The 18,892-nt window shown below is 70.5% G+C and carries 15 protein-coding genes; 11 read left to right on the top strand and 4 right to left on the bottom strand.

Annotation, left to right across the window (positions count from 1 at the left end):
• The first annotated feature begins 372 nt into the window (after window positions 1-372).
• On the top strand, window positions 373-1,965 hold the full coding sequence (serA, locus tag ACFVJX_RS09610) for a phosphoglycerate dehydrogenase (protein WP_384133173.1): 1,593 nt from the start codon (window positions 373-375) through the stop codon (window positions 1,963-1,965).
• Between the two features lie 76 nt (window positions 1,966-2,041).
• On the top strand, window positions 2,042-2,638 hold the full coding sequence (locus ACFVJX_RS09605; RefSeq protein WP_384133170.1) for a TetR/AcrR family transcriptional regulator: 597 nt from the start codon (window positions 2,042-2,044) through the stop codon (window positions 2,636-2,638).
• 1 nt (window position 2,639) lies between these two features.
• Here ACFVJX_RS09605 and ACFVJX_RS09600 read toward each other — a convergent pair whose 3' ends face one another.
• Window positions 2,640-4,061: a PLP-dependent aminotransferase family protein gene (locus ACFVJX_RS09600; RefSeq protein WP_384133167.1), complete on the bottom strand. Its 1,422-nt coding sequence runs from the start codon at window positions 4,059-4,061 to the stop codon at window positions 2,640-2,642.
• A 47-nt stretch (window positions 4,062-4,108) separates the two neighbouring features.
• On the opposite strand from ACFVJX_RS09600, the gene ACFVJX_RS09595 reads away from it, so the two are divergent.
• Window positions 4,109-4,597 carry a carboxymuconolactone decarboxylase family protein gene (locus ACFVJX_RS09595; protein WP_384133164.1) on the top strand — a complete coding sequence of 163 codons (489 nt, stop codon included), beginning with the start codon at window positions 4,109-4,111 and terminating at the stop codon, window positions 4,595-4,597.
• A gap of 13 nt (window positions 4,598-4,610) precedes the next feature.
• Here the strand turns inward: ACFVJX_RS09595 and ACFVJX_RS09590 are convergent, their stop codons facing one another.
• Window positions 4,611-5,750 (bottom strand): PucR family transcriptional regulator, encoded by a 1,140-nt coding sequence (locus ACFVJX_RS09590; protein WP_384133162.1) that lies wholly within the window; start codon window positions 5,748-5,750, stop codon window positions 4,611-4,613.
• Window positions 5,751-5,937: 187 nt separating this feature from the next.
• Between ACFVJX_RS09590 and ACFVJX_RS09585 the strand changes: the two genes are divergently transcribed.
• Together ACFVJX_RS09585 and pruA are read left to right on the top strand one after the other, a co-directional pair.
• Window positions 5,938-6,864, top strand: a complete 927-nt coding sequence (locus ACFVJX_RS09585) for a proline dehydrogenase family protein (RefSeq protein WP_384133159.1) — start codon at window positions 5,938-5,940, stop codon at window positions 6,862-6,864.
• A 37-nt stretch (window positions 6,865-6,901) separates the two neighbouring features.
• Window positions 6,902-8,533 carry an L-glutamate gamma-semialdehyde dehydrogenase gene (gene pruA / locus ACFVJX_RS09580; RefSeq protein WP_384133156.1) on the top strand — a complete coding sequence of 544 codons (1,632 nt, stop codon included), beginning with the start codon at window positions 6,902-6,904 and terminating at the stop codon, window positions 8,531-8,533.
• Between the two features lie 360 nt (window positions 8,534-8,893).
• Here the strand turns inward: pruA and ACFVJX_RS09575 are convergent, their stop codons facing one another.
• Window positions 8,894-9,904, bottom strand: a complete 1,011-nt coding sequence (locus ACFVJX_RS09575) for an NADP-dependent oxidoreductase (RefSeq protein ID WP_384133153.1) — start codon at window positions 9,902-9,904, stop codon at window positions 8,894-8,896.
• A gap of 118 nt (window positions 9,905-10,022) precedes the next feature.
• Here ACFVJX_RS09575 and ACFVJX_RS09570 point away from each other — a divergent pair, with 118 nt between their 5' ends.
• Together ACFVJX_RS09570 and ACFVJX_RS09565 are read left to right on the top strand one after the other, a co-directional pair.
• Window positions 10,023-10,934: a LysR family transcriptional regulator gene (locus ACFVJX_RS09570; protein ID WP_384133150.1), complete on the top strand. Its 912-nt coding sequence runs from the start codon at window positions 10,023-10,025 to the stop codon at window positions 10,932-10,934.
• A gap of 230 nt (window positions 10,935-11,164) precedes the next feature.
• Window positions 11,165-11,293 (top strand): hypothetical protein, encoded by a 129-nt coding sequence (locus ACFVJX_RS09565; RefSeq protein WP_384133147.1) that lies wholly within the window; start codon window positions 11,165-11,167, stop codon window positions 11,291-11,293.
• 19 nt (window positions 11,294-11,312) lie between these two features.
• On the opposite strand, the gene ACFVJX_RS09560 is transcribed toward ACFVJX_RS09565, so the two are convergent.
• Complete coding sequence (locus ACFVJX_RS09560; protein ID WP_384133144.1) at window positions 11,313-12,884, bottom strand: purple acid phosphatase family protein; 1,572 nt, start codon at window positions 12,882-12,884, stop codon at window positions 11,313-11,315.
• Between the two features lie 130 nt (window positions 12,885-13,014).
• On the opposite strand from ACFVJX_RS09560, the gene ACFVJX_RS09555 reads away from it, so the two are divergent.
• The 4 genes from ACFVJX_RS09555 to cimA all read left to right on the top strand — a co-directional run bounded on the left by ACFVJX_RS09555 (window position 13,015) and on the right by cimA (window position 18,865).
• A complete protein-coding gene (locus ACFVJX_RS09555) occupies window positions 13,015-14,055 on the top strand; it encodes a 3-isopropylmalate dehydrogenase (protein ID WP_384133141.1) in 1,041 nt (346 codons plus the stop codon).
• Between the two features lie 239 nt (window positions 14,056-14,294).
• The gene (locus tag ACFVJX_RS09550; protein WP_384133138.1) at window positions 14,295-15,383 is read left to right on the top strand and encodes a branched-chain amino acid aminotransferase; all 1,089 of its coding nucleotides are present in this window, start codon (window positions 14,295-14,297) and stop codon (window positions 15,381-15,383) included.
• 264 nt (window positions 15,384-15,647) lie between these two features.
• Entirely contained in the window at window positions 15,648-16,979 is a 1,332-nt protein-coding gene (locus ACFVJX_RS09545; protein ID WP_384133135.1) for an MFS transporter, read from the top strand.
• A 278-nt stretch (window positions 16,980-17,257) separates the two neighbouring features.
• Entirely contained in the window at window positions 17,258-18,865 is a 1,608-nt protein-coding gene (cimA, locus tag ACFVJX_RS09540; RefSeq protein ID WP_384133132.1) for a citramalate synthase, read from the top strand.
• Window positions 18,866-18,892 lie beyond the last annotated feature (27 nt).

The raw sequence follows: 18,892 nt of genomic DNA, 5'->3' as shown, positions 1-18,892 counted from the left end.
AACGAGTACAAGAAGGCCGACAGCGACCACCTGCTGGAGACCACCGGCCGTGAGCTGCGCAAGCTCATGAGCTGGGTCAACGACGACGACGCGTAACAACGGTGCCCGGAGGGGGCGGACCGCGGTCCGCCCCCTCCGGGCATCAGCCCTGCTTCACCGCTGGAAGAGGCGGCGTCGTACGTGTGTACAAGTCGTCGGGCCTCATGCGGGTGATCCTTCCAACGGGGCGCAGTGTGCGTCGTCGCGCATGACTACACTTCTCCACACATACACGCGTCAGGCCCACAGTGTCGTGCGTCTTCCACGCGGCAAGCCCCTCCACCGCCTGCGGCCGTCGGGACGGCCGTCCGCACTGGATCTGTGAGGACTCACGTGAGCTCGAAACCTGTCGTACTCATCGCTGAAGAGCTGTCGCCCGCCACGGTGGACGCCCTGGGCCCGGACTTCGAGATCCGGCACTGCAACGGCGCGGACCGCGCCGAGCTCCTCCCCGCGATCGCCGATGTCGACGCCATCCTGGTGCGCTCCGCCACCAAGGTCGACGCCGAGGCCATCGCCGCCGCGAAGAAGCTGAAGGTCGTCGCCCGCGCGGGCGTCGGTCTGGACAACGTCGACGTCTCCTCGGCCACCAAGGCCGGCGTGATGGTCGTGAACGCACCGACCTCCAACATCGTCACGGCCGCCGAGCTGGCCTGCGGTCTGCTGGTCGCCACCGCGCGCAACATCCCCCAGGCCAACACCGCGCTCAAGAACGGCGAGTGGAAGCGCTCCAAGTACACCGGTGTCGAGCTGAGCGAGAAGACCCTCGGCGTCGTCGGCCTCGGCCGCATCGGCGTCCTGGTCGCGCAGCGCATGTCGGCCTTCGGTATGAAGATCGTCGCGTTCGACCCCTATGTGCAGCCCGCGCGTGCCGCGCAGATGGGCGTCAAGCTCCTCTCGCTGGACGAGCTGCTCGAGGTCTCCGACTTCATCACCGTGCACCTCCCCAAGACCCCGGAGACGCTCGGCCTGATCGGCGACGAGGCGCTGCACAAGGTGAAGCCCTCGGTGCGGATCGTCAACGCCGCGCGCGGCGGCATCGTCGACGAGGAGGCGCTCGCCTCCGCCCTCAAGGAGGGCCGCGTCGCCGGCGCCGGACTCGACGTGTACACCAAGGAGCCCTGCACGGACTCCCCGCTGTTCCAGTTCGACCAGGTCGTCTGCACCCCGCACCTCGGTGCCTCGACCGACGAGGCCCAGGAGAAGGCGGGCATCGCGGTCGCCAAGTCCGTGCGCCTGGCGCTGGCCGGCGAGCTCGTCCCGGACGCGGTCAACGTCCAGGGCGGCGTCATCGCCGAGGACGTCCGTCCCGGACTGCCGCTCGCCGAGAAGCTCGGCCGGATCTTCACCGCGCTCGCCGGTGAGGTCGCGGCCCGCCTCGACGTCGAGGTGTACGGCGAGATCACCCAGCACGATGTCAAGGTGCTCGAACTCTCCGCGCTCAAGGGCGTCTTCGAGGACGTGGTCGACGAGACCGTGTCGTACGTGAACGCCCCGCTGTTCGCGCAGGAGCGCGGTGTCGAGGTCCGCCTCACCACCAGCTCCGAGTCGCCCGACCACCGCAACGTGGTCACCGTGCGCGGCACGCTCGCCAACGGTGAGGAGATCGCGGTCTCCGGCACCCTGGCCGGTCCCAAGCACCTCCAGAAGATCGTCGCGATCGGTGACTACGACGTGGACCTCGCGCTCGCCGACCACATGGTCGTCCTGCGCTACCAGGACCGCCCCGGAGTCGTCGGCGCGGTCGGCAAGATCCTCGGCGAGGCCGGTCTGAACATCGCGGGCATGCAGGTCTCGCGGGCAGACGTGGGCGGCGAGGCGCTGGTCGTCCTCACCGTCGACGACGACGTCCCGGCGTCCGTGCTGACCGAGATCTCGGCCGAGATCGGTGCGGCCTCGGCCCGTTCGGTGAACCTGACCGACTGACCTGTCCGACAGCCCCGTACCCGGCATCTAGACGTGCGTCTTACACGGACGTCTGCATGCCGGGTACGCTGCTGTCATGGGACATCGTGAGGATCTGCTCGAAGGCGCCAAGCGCTGCCTGCTGGAGAAGGGGTACGCCCGTACGACGGCACGCGACATCGTGGCCGCCTCCGATACGAATCTCGCCTCCATCGGCTACCACTACGGCTCCAAGGAGGCCCTGCTCAACCTCGCCTTCATCAAGGTGACGGAGGAGTGGGGCGATGTGATGACCGAGGAGACCGACGAGGGCCCGGCCGTCGAGGAGACCCCTCCGGCGCCGATCGACCAGTTCCGCGCGACCTGGGAACGGGTGATCGGCAGCTACGAGCAGACCCGGTCGGTCTGGCAGCTCCAGATGGAGGTCATCTCCAGGATCGACACCGATCCCGAGCTGCAGAAGGCCCTGTCGGGGCCGCAGCGCGAGGGCCGGAACGGGCTCGCCGAGAACATGCTGGGCATCGACCCGGAGACCGAGCCCGAGCGGGCGCGGGTGGCCGGGCTGTTCTGTCAGGCCCTGCTCGCCGGTGTCATGGTCCAGTGGATGATGGACAGCGATTCGGCGCCGTCGGCGCAGGATCTGACGGACGGGCTGAAGGTGGTGCTGGAGGGCCGGGTGCCTCCGGCCGGTTAAGTCAGACGGGCGGGGGCAGGGCACGGCAGAGCGCGTCGAGCGCCGCTCCGAATGCGTGCTCCGGCGGGGAGGCGTAGCCCACCACCAGCCCGTCCGGGGCGGGCATCGTCGCGGCCGGATGGCGGAAACCGGCGAGACCGTCCAGGCCGACCCCCTGCCAGGCGGCGGCCTTGACCGCGGAGTGCTCGGTGCCGGGCGGCAGCCGCAGGACCGCGTGCAGTCCGGCTGCGATGCCGGTGGGCGTGATGTGCGGGGCGTGAAGGGCGAGCGCGGTGACGAGCCGGTCGCGCCGTTCGCGGTAGCGCCGACGCATCCGGCGGACATGGCGGTCGTACCCGCCGGAGTCGATGAGATCGGCGAGGGTCAGCTGATCGGGCACGCCCGCCCAGGCCTCCCGCTCACCCTTGGCCGCCAGAACCGGCTCGACCAGCCGCTCCGGCAGCACCATCCAGCCCAGCCGGACGGCGGGCGAGAGGCTCTTGCTCGCCGAACCGAGGTACAGGACCCGGTCGGGATCGAGCCCCTGCACGGCACCCACCGGGTCACGGTCGTACCGGAACTCCCCGTCGTAGTCGTCCTCCAGGACCAGCCCGCCCCGCCGGCGCGCCCAGTCGACGACGGACGCGCGCCGCCGCGGATGCAGCGGACCGCCGGTCGGGAACTGGTGGGCCGGGGTGAGCAGTACGCCCCGTACGCCCGGCAGTCCGGCCAGCTCGTCGACGCGCGCACCGTCCTCGTCGAGCGTCAGCGGGACCGTGCGCACCGAGGCGGAGTCCAGGATCGACCGGTGGAAGCCGAGTCCGTACGACTCCACGGCCAGCGGGCCGCGCAGCACGCCGCCCGCGAACAGCAGCCGCAGCGCGTGGGCGAAGCCGGAGCACACCACGATGCGTTCGGGCGTGGTCCGTACGCCGCGTGAACGCCCCAGATAGTCCGCCAGCGCGCGGCGCAGTTCGATCCGGCCCTGCGGGCCGCCCGGACCGAAGGCGTCGTTCGGCGCGGCGTTCAGGGCGCGCCGGGAGGCGGCGAGCCAGGCGGCCCGGGGGAACGAACCGGCGTCCGGCTTGCCCTGGCGCAGGTCGTGGGCGGGTCCGGCCGGATCCGCCGGCGTCTTCTTCGGTACGCGGGCCGGGGGAGGGGGCGCGCTGCGCGGGGCGACCCGGGTACCGGATCCCTGACGGGCGGTCAGCCACCCCTCCGCGACCAGTTCGGCGTAGGCGTCGGCGACGGTGTTGCGCGCCAGTCCGAGGTCGGCGGCGAGGGAGCGGTAGGGCGGCAGCCGGGTGCCGGGGGTCAGCCGCCCGTCCCGTACGGCGTCGCGCAGTGCGCGGATGAGGACGGCCCGGCGGCTGCCCGGGCCCGCCAGGTCGAGGAGCAGATCGCTTCCGCTCGTCGTCGCGGAATTGACCCATGAATCCGGCATGAGAATGCACCCCGTCCGAGGTCTTTCGGGCTCCTAGCGTAGGGGACATGACGAACCACGAAGCAGCGGTCAGTGCCGTCGAGACTCCTCGGATCAACTTCGCCAAGGCCGCCCCGAAGGTGTTCAAGGCCCTCATCGGTTTCGACGCCGCCGCCCGGCAGGGCCTGGATCCGGCGCTTGTGGAGCTGGTGCAGATCCGCTCCTCGCAGCTCAACGGCTGCGCGTACTGCCTCCACATGCACACCACCGATGCCCGCAGGGCGGGGGAGAGCGAGGAGCGGCTGCACATGGTGGCGGTCTGGCGGGAGGCCACCCATTTCTTCGGCGCCGGGGAACAGGCCGCGCTGGCCCTCACCGAGGCCGTCACCCTGGTCTCGCACGGCGGGGTCCCCGACGACGTCTACGCGCGGGCGGCAGCCGTGTTCGACGAGGCCGAACTGGCCGGACTGCTCGCCCTGATATTCACCATCAACACCTGGAACCGCATCGCCCTGTCCACCGCCAAGGTGCCCGGCACGGACGAGCGCGCGGCGTAGTCACGGGCGGCGCTCACAGCCGGGACGCCTTCAGCGCCATGTGCAGCAGCAGCCGGTCCTCGCCGTCGTTGAGGTCCAGGCCGGTGAGCTGCTGGACCCGGGAGAGGCGGTAGTAGAGCGTCTGGCGGTGGATGCCCAGCTCGGCGGCGGTCCGCGAGGCCTGGCCCGCGCAGTCGAGGAAGACCTCGGCGGTGCGGGCCAGATCCCGGTGCGGCGGGGTGAGCAGCGGGCGGACCGTGTGGTCGGGCAGCGAGTGCGGGACGAGCGAGGTCAGCAGACGGTACGGGCCGATGGCCGACCACTGGGCGACCGGGCCGAACCGGGACTCCGCCGCGGCCGCCCGGTTCGCGGCACAGGCCTCGTGCCAGGCGTCGGCCAGCTCCGCCAGGCCCCGGCGCGGGACCGCGATCCCGGCGGTCGCGGCCGGCCCCGCCGATGCGCGCAGCAGGCCGGCGGCGGTGAGCGCCGGGTCCAGCACGTCGGGCGACCGGAGCCGGACCAGAGCCGCCAGGGCGGGCGGGCCCGTCGGGTCCGTGGAGGGGGCGCCGGACAGGGCCGCCGCCGATGGCACCGTGCGGACGGAAGGCGGATCGTCCGGCCACGGGGTCACGCACACCACCGTGTGCAGCCCCTCCGCGTCCGGGCCGAGCGCCTCGCTGAGAGCGGCCACCGCCATGTCGCGCTGCCAGCCGCCCGCGGCCGTGAGGACCGCGCCGAACTCGCGGGACAGGTCCGTGCCCGCCCGCGCCTCGTCGGAGAGCAGCGCCCCGATCCGGGCCGCCACCTCCATCGCCGCGTCCAGCTGTCCGTCGGTCGGCCGGGGGTCGGCGTCCAGCAGCCATACGTAACCGAGCACCACACCCCGATGGCGTACCGGCAGACATATCCGGTCCCGGTTGACGCCGGCCTCCGGGGCGGCCGGGATGCGGATCGGGCCGGTGGCGCGGGTGATGCCGAAGTTCTCGAACCAGGCGCGGACCGCCGGGGTCGAGCGGCGGGTCAGGATCGAACGGGTGCGGACCGGGTCCATCGCCGTGTCGTCGCTGTCGTGGGCGCCGAAGGCGACCAGGCCGAAGTCCCGGTTCTCCAGCGTCGCCGGAGCACCGAGCAGCCCGGAGATCTCGTCGACCAGCTCCTGGTAATCGCCCTTCACCCGGTCATTCTCGCACCCCTTCAGACATATGTCTGAGATCCAGGGCACGGATGCGTGACAGCTGTCGATGGCACAGGATCGGAGGGATCCTTAGATTTCACGGTGGTTCTCCGTGCTGTACCGCCTCTGTTCCTCTGTTTCATGGGTGCGGTACGGCCTTCGTTCGTACTTTCCGTGGAGGTGCCCCGTGCTGGGTCCCGTGATTCTCGCCGCGTCTCGCAGCGACAGGATGCGTCGTTTCATCTCGGCAGCCCCGGGCACCAAGCAGGTCGTCAGCCGGTTCATCGCCGGCGAGACGGTCGAGCAGGTCGTCCCGATCATCGAGGACGCCACCGGCAAGGGCCTCGAAGTCACCATGGACGTGGTCGGTGAGGACATCACCACGCCCGAGCAGGCCGCCGCCGCACGCGACGCCTACCTGGAGCTCATCGGCCGGCTGAAGGATCTCGGTCTGGGCACGAAGGCCGAGATGTCCGTCAAGCTCTCGATGTTCGGCCAGGCGCTGGAGGGCGGACACGAGCTGGCCCTCGCCAACGTCCGCCCGGTCGTCGAGGCCGCCGCCGAGATCGGCACCACGGTCACGCTGGACGCCGAGGACCACACCACCCTCGACTCGATGTTCGCCATCCACGAGGAACTGCGGAAGGACCACCCGCAGACCGGATGCGTCATCCAGGCCTATCTCTTCCGCACGGAGGAGGACGCGCGCCGCCTCGCCGCCGCGGGCAGCCGAGTCCGCCTCGTGAAGGGCGCCTACAAGGAACCCGCCTCGGTCGCCCACCAGGACAAGGCCGAGACCGACAAGGCGTACGTCCGCATCCTGCGGACGCTGATGGACGGCGAGGGCTATCCGATGATCGGGTCGCACGACCCGCGTCTGATCGCCATCGGGCAGGAGCTGGCCCGCAAGGCCGGGCGCAAGCTGGACGAGTACGAGTTCCAGATGCTGTACGGCATCCGCAGCGACGAGCACGTCCGCCTCGCGGCCGAGGGCCACCGGATGCGCGTCTACACCGCATACGGCACCGACTGGTACGGCTACTTCATGCGCCGTCTCGCCGAGAAGCCGGCCAACCTGCTGTTCTTCGGCCGCTCCATCCTCACCAAGGGCTGAGCCCCTCCACCCCTCTACTGAAGGAGCAACGGACACCATGGACGCTGTCACCCAGGTCCCCGCGCCGGTCAACGAGCCGGTCCACTCCTACGCCCCGGGCTCCCCCGAGCGCGCCCGCCTGGAGGCGAAGCTCAAGGAGCTCAGCCAGAACCCGATCGACCTGCCGATGACCATCGGCGGCGAGAAGCGGATGGGTGGCGGCGAGCGCTTCGACGTCGTACAGCCGCACAACCACAAGGCCGTCATCGGCACGTTCGCCGGTGCGACCGCGCAGGACGCCCAGGACGCGGTCGACGCCGCCCTCGCCGCAGCCCCGGCCTGGCGTGCGATGGCCTTCGACGACCGCGCGGCCATCATCCTGCGCGCCGCGGAACTGCTCTCCGGCCCCTGGCGCGAGACGCTCGCCGCCTCCACGATGCTCGGCCAGGGCAAGACCGCCCAGCAGGCCGAGATCGACACCCCCTGCGAGCTCGTCGACTTCTGGCGCTTCAACGTGCACTACGCGCGCCAGATCCTGGCCGAGCAGCCCCCGGCCAACTCCCCGGGCGTGTGGAACCGCATGGACCACCGCCCGCTGGAGGGCTTCGTCTACGCGATCACGCCGTTCAACTTCACGGCCATCGCGGGCAACCTGCCCACCGCCCCCGCCCTCATGGGCAACGTCGTGGTGTGGAAGCCGTCCCCGACGCAGACCCACGCCGCCGTGCTGCTGATGCAGCTCCTGGAGGAGGCGGGTCTCCCCAAGGGCGTCATCAACCTGGTGACGGGTGACGGCATCGCCGTCTCCGAGGTCGCACTGAACCACCGCGACCTGGCCGGTATCCACTTCACCGGCTCGACCCCCACCTTCCAGCACCTGTGGAAGACGGTCGGCAACAACATCGCCAACTACCGCACCTACCCGCGGCTCGTCGGCGAGACCGGTGGCAAGGACTTCGTCGTCGCCCACCCCTCGGCCGACCACGCGATCCTGAAGACCGCGCTGACGCGCGGCTCCTTCGAGTTCCAGGGCCAGAAGTGTTCGGCGTCCTCCCGCGCCTACGTCCCGGCCTCCATCTGGAACTCCGGTTTCAAGGAGAAGTTCGCGGCCGAGGTCGACTCGATCACCATGGGTGACGTCACCGACCTGTCGCACTTCATGGGCGCCGTCATCGACGACCGTGCCTTCGCGAAGAACAAGGCCGCGATCGACCGCGCCGCGGCCGACCCGGCGTGCACGATCGTCGCGGGCGGAACGTACGACGACTCGGTGGGCTACTTCGTCCGCCCGACCGTCATCGAGTGCAGCGACCCCGAGAACGAGGTCTTCACGACCGAGTACTTCGGCCCGATCCTCGCGATCCACGTCTACGAGGACGAGAAGTACGACGCGATGCTGGAGCAGATGGAGTCGGTCTCCGACTACGCGCTGACCGGTTCCGTCATCGCGGGCGACCGTGCGGCGGCCGCGCACACGATGGAGAAGCTGCGGTACGCCGCGGGCAACTTCTACATCAACGACAAGTCGACCGGTGCCGTCGTCGGCCAGCAGCCGTTCGGCGGTGGCCGTGCCTCGGGTACGAACGACAAGGCGGGCGCCCCGCAGAACCTCCAGCGGTGGACCCTGACCCGGGCCATCAAGGAGACGCTGGTCCCGCCGACCGAGTACGTCTACCCCCACCAGGGCTGACCGCTCTCCGGGGCGCCGCCCGTCCGGCGCCCCGCCACGAACTCCGCCTCCCGACCGGTTCCCCTGCCGGCCGGGGGGCGGTTTCCATGGGCGGGTACGGGGGTGGGGGTGCGTCCGAGGCCCGGGGGCGTCCGGGTGGACGCCTTGTCCTCAATCGCCGGGCGGGCCTGGATCGCGGGGCGGACGGGCCTGGATCGCGGGTCGGACCGCCTGGATTCGGACGCCGCGTGGGCTCGGATCGCGCTACAGGGCTCCCGCGTCCCTTGCCGTCCAGACCGATGGGTACAGGGGGCGGTAGCCCAGGGTCGGTGGGTACGGGACTTCGGACCGCGGCCGCGGTGAGCGCCCGCGCAGCTGGTCCTACGCTCCGGTCCGGATCAGCATCTTTCCGGTGTTCTCCCCGCGCAGCATGCCCAGGAAGCCGTCCACGGTCCGCTCGAAGCCGTCGACGACCGTGACGTCGGGGGTGATCCGGCCGCTCCGCAGGTGCGGGACGAGCAGGTCCTCCAACTCGCCCTGTGCGTCCCGGTGGTTGCGGACCAGGACGCCTTCGAGCCGCAGGCTCTTGCCCACCACGTCGTAGAGGTTGCGCGGCGCGGCAGGCGGCCGGTCCGCCGCGTGGTACTGGGCGATCGCACCGACCCAGGCGATCCGGCCGAAATCGCGTACCGCCGAGATCGCGGCCTCCAGATGGTCCCCGCCGACGTTGTCGACCGCGGCGTCGACCCCGTCCGGGGCCGCCTTCGCCAGGAGGTCGCGGACCGGCCCGTCGTGGTAGTCGAAGGCCGCGTCGTAGCCGAGATCCGCCGTGAGCCGGGCGGCCTTCGCGGCCGAGCCGGCGCTGCCGACGATCCGGCCGGCCCCGAGCAGCCTGGCGATCCGGCCCACGGCGGTGCCGACCCCGCCCGCGGCGGCCGATACGAACAGGTCCTGGCCCGCCCGGAACTCCAGGGTGCGGGTGAGCGCCACATAGGCGGTCAGTCCCGTGCCGCCGAGGATCGAGAGGTGAGCGGTCAGCGGCACCCCTTCGTACGCGGGGAGCCTGCGGGTACCGAGGACGCCCGCGGTGACCAGGGCGTGGGTGCGCCAGCCGGACCGGTGGAACACCAGGTCGCCCTCGGCGAGGCCCGGGTCCCGGGAGGCGACGACCCGGCCGAGCGCGCGGCCCTCCAGCGGGGCGTTCAGCTCCCAGCCGCCGTCCATCTCCTCGCGGTGGTACGGGTCGACGGAGAGGTAGAGGTTCTCCACCAGCGCCTGTCCGGGGCCGGGGGCGGGTACCGGGGACTCGGCCACGGAGAAGAGGCCGGGGGTCGGGAATCCGGAAGGGCGGGCCGTCAGGTGGAAGGTGCGGGCGGTGCGAGTCGTCGTCATGGCAGCGACCGTAGGAAGGAATCCCCGGACCCGGCAGTGGGTTGCGTCGATGGAAAGACCGTTTCCATGAACGGCTTTCATGGACCGAGCGGATCGAACGAGCAGGGGGATTCCCGCCATGACCGATCTGGCCCCGCACGAGCTGCGCATCCTCGTCGCGGTCGAGGGCGCCGGCAGCTTCTCCGGCGCGGCAGCGGCGCTCGGTATGACGCAGTCGGCCGTCTCCCACGCGATCCGTACCGCCGAGGGCAGGATCGGAGCGGTGCTCTTCGACCGCGGCCGCCGGGGCGCCGAGCCCACCCCGGCGGGCGCGAGCGCCGTCGCGCACGCCCGTCGCGTCCTGCGGCTGCTGGAGCTGATGGGCGAGGAGGCGCGGGCCGCGGCGGCCGGGCCCGCGGAGAGCGGCGTGTTGGCCGGCCCGCTGCGGATCGCGGCCTTCCGGAGCGCCGCGCTGCATCTGCTGCCGCCCGCTCTGGAGCGGCTGCGTGCCCGCCATCCGGGGATCGAGCCGGTGGTGCGCGTGGTGCGGGAGCTGGGGCGCGGCACGGCGGGCGAGGTCCTGGACGGGCGGGCCGATCTGGGTATCGCGACGATCGGGACGAGTTCGCCCGTCCCGAAGGAGCTGGTCGGGGGAGTGCTGCTGGAGGAGCGGTACGCGCTGGCGCACCCCGCGGGCCATCCGGCACCGCGGACGCTGGCACTGGTGGACTGGGCGGAGAGCTGCTCCTCGTACACCCGGGACTGGTGGGCCGCGCAGGACTGGCTTCCGCGGGCGACGGTGGAGGCCGAGGACGACGGGGCGGTGCTCTCGATGGTGGCCCGCGGCCTCGGGATGGCGGTCATGCCGGAGTTGTCCCTCGAGGGAGCACCGGACACGGTGGTGATCGCCGATCTCGGACCGGACCGGCCGACCCGGTCGGTGGGCTATGTCACCACCCCTGAGCTGGCACGATCGCTCGCCGTGCGGGCCCTCATCCGGGAGCTGAGAGTGGGTACGGACGTACCGCGGGCAAACCTCCGTCTCAGATAGTAGGAAGTCCGAGTAATTGTGGAGACAGAACGGCGTGGCTGCCCTAGCTTTGTAGAAGCCGAACGTCTCGCTGAACCAGCGACTGGCGGTCGTGAGTGCGCGCCCCGAAGCAGGCAACCCCTGCGGCGTCCGCTCCCCGCCCCTTCCGGCGCCTCGAAATCCCTGATCTCGAAATCACCTTCACGATGTTCGATCTCGAAATCCTCGCGATCTCAAGGAGTCGATCCACCATGGCCGAGACCACTGCCCGCCGCGTCCGTCACAGCCACCGCCCGACCGAGTCGGAGCGGCAGAACGCCGCCGCCGCCCTGCAGCGCGCGCTCGACCGCAGGGACAACGGCGGTTCCACCGGCCACTGACCGGGCCATGAGACGGGGATCAGCCGCGGCTGATCTCGAAGTGGTCGATGCGCTCGCCGGACTCGGCGAGCGCGGTGACCTTCATCCGGGCCTGCCGCCCGGCCTCCACCTCCACCGCGAGGAACGAGAAGCCGGTGTAGCGCACGCGTGACCACTCGACGGTCTCGGTGGCCTTACCGCCGCCCTTGACCACGTGGTACGTGTCCACGCTCTCCTGGTCCTTGACGTGCCCCTCGTAGCTGTCGGGCGCCGGGAAGTCGTACAGCGCCTTGCCCGCGCCGCCCGCGGTCACGTACACGATGCCGTCCCGCCTCGGGTCGGTGCGCTCGCCGATCGGCACCGTGCGCTTGACGGTGTTCTTCAGGATCGCGTCGGTGCGCTCGTAGACGTGGTTGTGTCCGTTGATGACCAGGTCCACCTGGTGCTTCTCGAAGAGCGGCACCCAGGCTTCCCGCACGCCGCCGTCCGATGCGTGGGCATTGGTCGTGGAGAACGCGCAGTGGTGGAAGAAGACCACCAGGAAGTCGATGTCGTGGCGCGCCCGCAGCTCACCGAGGCGCCGGTCCAGCCAGCGGGTCTGCTTGCCGCCGCTGATACCGAAGTTGGCGGGGATCTCGTAGCTGACGTCGTTGGCGTCCAGCGCGATCACACCCACGTTGCCGTGCACGAAGGAGTACGCGCCGGGCTGGTTGACCGGGTCCGGGCCGTTGTCCGGCAGGGTCCAGCGGGCGTTCTGGCCGCCGTACCCGTCGGGCGAGTACCAGGCCTCCATGTCGTGGTTGCCGGTCGTCACCATCCACGGCACGGTCTTGGCGACGGTCTCCGTCTGGGCCAGGAACTGGTCCCAGGTGCGGGCGTCATAGACGTCGTCCGTCTGGCCGGCGCCCGACGGGTCGGCGTAGCAGATGTCGCCCGCGTGCAGGTGGAAGGCGGGGTTCTGGCCCAGGATCAGCTGGTCGTTGCCGAGCGCGTCGTAGCTGACGCCCTGGTCGCCGAAGGCGGTGAAGGTGAAGTTGCCGGCGCGCGAGGGCGCGGTGGTGAAGGTGCCGAGCGTGCCCAGGTTGCGGGTGTCGGCCGGGTCGAAGCCGTCGTGGCCGACACCGTAGTAGTACGTCGTGCCGGGCTTCAGCCGCTCCAGGCCCGCGTGCACGTAGAACTGCTCGGCGGCCGCGATCTTCCCGTCGTTCAGCTTCGGCGTCGTGAGGTGGCGGACCTCGGCGTCGATCTTCCGGCTCAGCGCCCACGGCTTGAGGCCGATCCGGATGTACGGACGGCGCACCGCGAACGGGACCTGCCAGGCGACCGCCATCTGCGTCTTCGGGTCGGCTCCGTAGGCCAGGTGCCGGCCGAACGGGGCCACCAGCGAACCGTCCACCCGGGTGGTGCTGCGCGAGGTGAGCACCGCGGGCGCGGCGTACGCGGGCGAGGCGGTCAGGGAGGTGCCGAGGCCGGCACCGGCGACGGCGGCGGTCGCCACGCTCGTGCGCAGTACGCCGCGACGGGTCAGCCTGGTCCGCAGGTATTCGTGCTGCTCGGCCATGCTCATGCGGCCGGCGAGCTTCTCGGGGATTCCGAAACGGGGGATGTCCATGGGCGACAACCTCCACCCGTTGCCTGACGGCACCCTGTCGGATGGGTGAACGGTACACGTACAACTTCCCATGTGTCCGCATGCTGGACGTGACGTGTCATGGGGTGGGACGAGCAGTAAGGTGCCGGACATGTCTCGCAGCATCAATCTCGCAGTGATCCCCGGTGACGGTATCGGCCAGGAGGTCGTGGCCCAGGGCCTCAAGGTCCTCAACGCTGTTCTCCCGCAGGATGTGAAGCTGGAGACCAAGGAGTACGACCTTGGCGCCCAGCGCTGGCACCGCACGGGTGAGACCCTCCCGGACGCGGAGCTGGAGGCCCTCAAGGGCCACGACGCCATCCTGCTCGGCGCGATCGGTGACCCGTCCGTGCCGTCGGGCGTCCTGGAGCGGGGGCTGCTGCTGAAGCTGCGCTTCGCCTTCGACCACTTCATCAACCTGCGGCCGTCGAAGCTCTTCCCGAACACCGAGACCCCGCTGGCCGGCCGCCCGGACATCGACTTCGTCGTCGTCCGCGAGGGCACCGAGGGTCCGTACACCGGCAACGGCGGCTCGCTGCGCACCGGTACCGAGCACGAGGTCGCCACCGAGGTCAGCCTCAACACCGCCTTCGGTGTCGAGCGGGTCGTCCGTGACGCCTTCGAGCGCGCCGCCGCCCGCCCGCGCAAGAAGCTGACGCTGGTCCACAAGAACAACGTCCTCGTGTACGCGGGCCACCTGTGGAAGAACACCTTCGACAAGGTCGCGGCCGAGTACCCCCAGGTCACCACCGACTACCTGCACGTCGACGCCGCGACGATCTTCTTCGTCACCCAGCCGGAGCGCTTCGACGTCATCGTCACCGACAACCTCTTCGGTGACATCCTGACCGACCTCGCCGCGGCCGTCTCCGGCGGTATCGGCCTGGCCGCCTCGGGCAACATCAACCCGACGGGAGCCTTCCCGTCGATGTTCGAACCGGTCCACGGCTCCGCCCCCGACATCGCGGGCCAGGGCAAGGCCGACCCGACCGCCACGATCCTCTCCGTCGCCCTTCTCCTGCGTCACCTCGGCCACGAGGCCGAGGCCGCGCGCATCGAGGACGCGGTCTCCGCCGACCTCGCGGAGCGCGATGGGAGTGCCCGCAGCACCGACGAGATCGGCGACGCGCTCGCGGTACGAGTAGCGGGCTGATCCGACGACTGCCTCAAAGCCGCCGGGTCCCACAGGCACCCGGCGGCTTCTCCTGTGCGGCCCCGGGTGTCACCATCGAACCCTGGACCGCAACCACGTCATTTCGTGCACGGCCTCCCGCGAGAGATAATCGAACGGGGCCGTGGCTCGCCATGAAGCTCGGACGTCCTACGACTTGTCCGGCGGAAGTGGGCGTGGGCGCGGTCCTACACACACAAAACGGTGAAGGACACGTACTCATGACGACGCCCACGATCGAGCTCAAGCCCTCCTCGAACCCGCTGTCCGACGCGGAGCGCGAGGCGATCCTGGTCAAGCCCGGATTCGGCCGCTACTTCACCGATCACATGGTGACGATCAAGTGGACCGAAGGCCGCGGCTGGCACGACGCCCAGCTCGTCCCGTACGCGCCGCTGTCGATCGACCCGGCCAACATGACGCTCCACTACGGCCAGGAGATCTTCGAGGGCCTCAAGGCATACCGCCGGCCCGACGGCTCCGTCGCCACCTTCCGTCCCGAGGCCAACGCGGAGCGCTTCCGGTCCTCCGCGCGCCGTCTCGCCATGCCGGAGCTGCCCGTCGAGACGTTCGTCGAGGCCTGCGACGCCCTCGTCCAGCAGGACCGGGCCTGGGTTCCGGAGCACGGTGGCGAGGAGTCGCTCTACCTGCGCCCGTTCATGATCGCGACCGAGGTGGGCCTCGGTGTGCGACCGGCCAACGAGTACCTCTTCCTGGTGATCGCCTCGCCGGCCGGCGCGTACTTCCCCGGCGGTGTGAAGCCGGTCTCCATCTGGCTCTCCGAGGACCGGGTGCGCGCCGTGCCCGGCGGCATGGGCGACGCCAAGACGGGCGGCAACTACGCCGCGTCCCTGCTCGCCCAGGCAGAGGCCGCCGCGAAGGGCTGCGACCAGGTCGCCTACCTCGACGCCGTCGAGCACAAGTGGGTCGAGGAGCTCGGCGGGATGAACCTGTACTTCGTGTACGGGGACAGGATCGTCACCCCCACGCTCACCGGTTCCCTGCTCGCGGGCATCACCCGTGACTCGCTGCTCAGGCTCGCGCAGGACCTCGGTTACGAGGCCGAGGAGAGCCGCGTCTCGATCGGCCAGTGGCGCGACGACTCCGCGTCCGGCGAGCTCACCGAGGTGTTCGCCTGCGGCACCGCCGCCGTCATCACCCCCGTCGGCATCGTGAAGAGCGCGAGCGGCGAGTGGACCCAGGGCGACGGCACCCCCGGCCCGGTCACCCTCAAGCTGCGTGAGCGCCTGCTGGACATCCAGCGCGGCACCGCCGAGGACACCCACGGCTGGATGCACCCCATCGGCTGAGGGCTGTCCCGTAATCCCTGGTGGATCAGTGCGAGGCGCCGTAGCCGGCGTCGCCCGCCGGGGATGACGGGACAGGTCTCAGGGGCCTCTCCGCGTCGCCGGCCCTCTCCCGGCCGGCGACGCGGCGGTCCCGGTCGCCGCGGGGCCCACCGCGGCGTTCCCGCGGAACCACCGCCGCTGTGAACGCAACGCACGCAAGTACGCCCGATCGTTGTCCTCTGCATCCTTGTTAGTTCTCCGGCCGTTGGGGCACGGTGACCAACCATGGGACGAGAGCAGTGGAAGAAGATCTGGGTCGGCTCGGCCGGCAACATGGTCGAGTGGTTCGACTGGTTCGTGTACGCGACCTTCGCGGTCTACTTCGCGGACTCGTTCTTCCCCGAGGGCAACGAGACCGCCAACCTCATGAACACGATGGGCATCTTCGCCGTCGGCTTCTTCATGAGGCCGGTCGGCGGGTGGCTGCTCGGCCGGATCGGCGACCGCAAGGGCCGGAAGGCCGCGCTCACCCTGACCGTCACCCTCATGTCGGCCTCAGCGATCCTGATCGCCGTCGCACCCACCTACGACGTGGCCGGGTACGGCGGTGTCGCCGTGCTGATGCTGGCCCGGCTGCTCCAGGGGCTCTCGGTCGGCGGTGAGTACGCCGCCAGCGCCACCTACCTCACCGAGGCGTCCGCACCCGAGAAGCGCGGCTTCGCCTCCAGCTTCCAGTACGTCTCCATGACCGCCGGCCAACTCGTGGGCCTGGGCCTCCAGATCGTCCTCCAGCGCAACATGTCCGAAGCGGCGCTGCACAGTTGGGGCTGGCGCATCCCGTTCGTGGTCGGTGCGCTCGGCGCCGCCATCGTCTTCTACCTGCGCCGCTCGATGCTGGAGACGGAGGTGTACGCCGATTCCGGCGCCGCCGGACAGCAGGACCGCGGCACGCTGAAGGTGCTGTGGCAGCACCGGCGCGAGGCGTTCCTGGTGATGGCGCTGACCATGGGCGGGACCGTCGCGTACTACACGTACACGACGTACCTCACCAAGTTCCTCTCCAAGAGCGCCGGCATGGACAAGTCCACCGCCTCGCTCGTCAGCTTCTGCGCCCTGTTCGTCTTCATGTGCATCCAGCCGCTGGCCGGGATGCTGTCGGACCGGATCGGCCGCCGCCCGCTGCTGATCACCTTCGCCGTCGGCTCCACCTTCCTGACCGTGCCGATCATGACGATGCTCAAGCACGCCGACACCTTCTGGCCCGCGCTCGGCCTGGCGCTGCTGGCCCTGGTCGTGGTCACCGGCTACACCTCCATCAACGCCTGCGTGAAGGCCGAGCTCTTCCCGACCGGCATCCGCGCCCTGGGCGTGGGCCTCTCGTACGCCGTCGCCAACGCGCTCTTCGGCGGCACCGCCGAGTACGTGGCGCTCTGGTTCAAGAACGCCGGAGCCGAATCAGGCTTCTACTGGTACGTGGCGGGCTGCGCTGCGGTCTCGTTGATCGTCTACCTGACCATGCGCGAGACCCGCGACATCGACCTGAACCGCGTCGTGGCCGGGCAGCCGAAGGGCCGGCCGAGGCAGGCCGGGGCGACGAGCGTCACGCCCGCATCCTGAGACGGGGGACGGCACGGGGGCGGTACTGTGCCAGACTGCTCCCGTGTCCTCGTTCGTCATGATTATTGGCAGCAGGCGCGCCGGTCCGCAGTGACCGTCCCGTACCACCACGTACGGCGCGGCCATCGTGCCCCAGACCCGCGCGCAGACCTCTCGCACCCGCGAGGGGTTTTTTGTTTTCCGGCCCTCACCTCGGCCGGGGGCGAGGCGCGCGGGATGATGGGGGCAAGTGGAGCCTGAACGTCCGGATCCACTCATCCGACAGGAGTCAGACCAGCATGACCACCAAGGCCAAGCCCACCGACGACAGCTTCCATGTCTTCGACACCACGCTGCGCGACGGTGCACAGCGTGAAGGCATCAACCTGACGGTCGCCGACAAGCTCACCATCGCCCGGCACCTGGACAACTTCGGCGTCGGCTTCATCGAAGGCGGCTGGCCGGGCGCCAACCCCCGGGACACCGAGTTCTTCGCGCGCGCACAGCAGGAGATCGAGTTCCGGAACGCCGAATTGGTGGCCTTCGGCGCGACCCGCAGGGCCGGCGGCAACGCGGCCGAGGACCCGCAGGTCAAGGCGCTGCTGGAATCGGGCGCTCCGGTGATCACGCTGGTCGCCAAGTCCCACGACCGCCATGTGGAACTCGCCCTGCGCACCACGCTGGAGGAGAACCTGGAGATGGTCCGCGACACCGTCTCCTTCCTGTGCGAGCAGGGCCGCCGCGTCTTCGTCGACTGCGAGCACTTCTTCGACGGATACCGCGCCAACGCCGAGTACGCCAAGGCCGTCGTCCGCACCGCGTCCGAGGCCGGCGCCGACGTCGTCATCCTCTGCGACACCAACGGTGGGATGCTCCCCGCCCAGGTGCAGGCCGTCGTCTCCACTGTCCTCGCCGACACCGGCGCCCGCCTCGGCATCCACGCCCAGGACGACACCGGCTGCGCCGTCGCCAACACCCTGGCCGCCGTGGACGCCGGCGCCACCCACGTGCAGTGCACCGCCAACGGCTACGGCGAGCGGGTCGGCAACGCCAACCTCTTCCCCGTCGTCGCCGCGCTGGAGCTCAAGTACGGCAAGACCGTGCTGCCCGAGGGCGCGCTCGCCGACATGACCCGGGTCTCGCACGCCATCGCCGAGGTCGTCAACCTCACCCCCTCCACCCACCAGCCCTACGTAGGTGTCTCCGCCTTCGCGCACAAGGCCGGGCTGCACGCCTCGGCGATCAAGGTCGACCCCGACCTGTACCAGCACATCGATCCCGCGCTGGTCGGCAACTCCATGCGGATGCTCGTCTCCGACATGGCAGGACGCGCCTCCATCGAGCTCAAGAGCCAGGAGCTCGGCATCGACCTCGGGGGCGACCGCGAGCTCGTCGGCCGCGTCGTCGAGCGGGTCAAGGAGCGCGAACTCAAGGGCTACACCTACGAGGCGGCCGACGCCTCCTTCGAGCTGCTGCTGCGCGCCGAGGCCGAGGGCCGGGTACGCCGCTACTTCCGCACCGAGTCCTGGCGCGCCATCGTCGAGGACCGCCCCGACGGCACGCACGCCAACGAGGCGACGGTGAAGCTCTGGGCCAAGGGTGAGCGCATCGTCGCCACCGCCGAGGGCAACGGCCCGGTCAACGCCCTGGACCGGGCGCTGCGGGTCGCCCTGGAACGGATCTACCCGCAGCTCGCCAAGCTGGAGCTGGTGGACTACAAGGTCCGCATCCTGGAGGGCCGTACCGGTACGGACTCCACCACCCGGGTGCTGATCACCACCGGCGACGGCAGCGCCGACTGGTCGACCGTGGGCGTCGCCGAGAACATCATCGCGGCGTCCTGGCAGGCCCTGGAGGACGCGTACACCTTCGGACTGCTGCGGGCCGGCATCGAGCCGACGGAGTAGGGCGGGCGCGGTCTCGGCCGCCGGGAC

This window comes from Streptomyces sp. NPDC127177 (genome assembly GCF_042672475.1).
Taxonomy (GTDB): domain Bacteria; phylum Actinomycetota; class Actinomycetes; order Streptomycetales; family Streptomycetaceae; genus Streptomyces.
The sequence above is the reverse complement of the archived record's forward strand: the minus strand, read 5'-3'. Positions and strand labels throughout refer to the sequence as shown.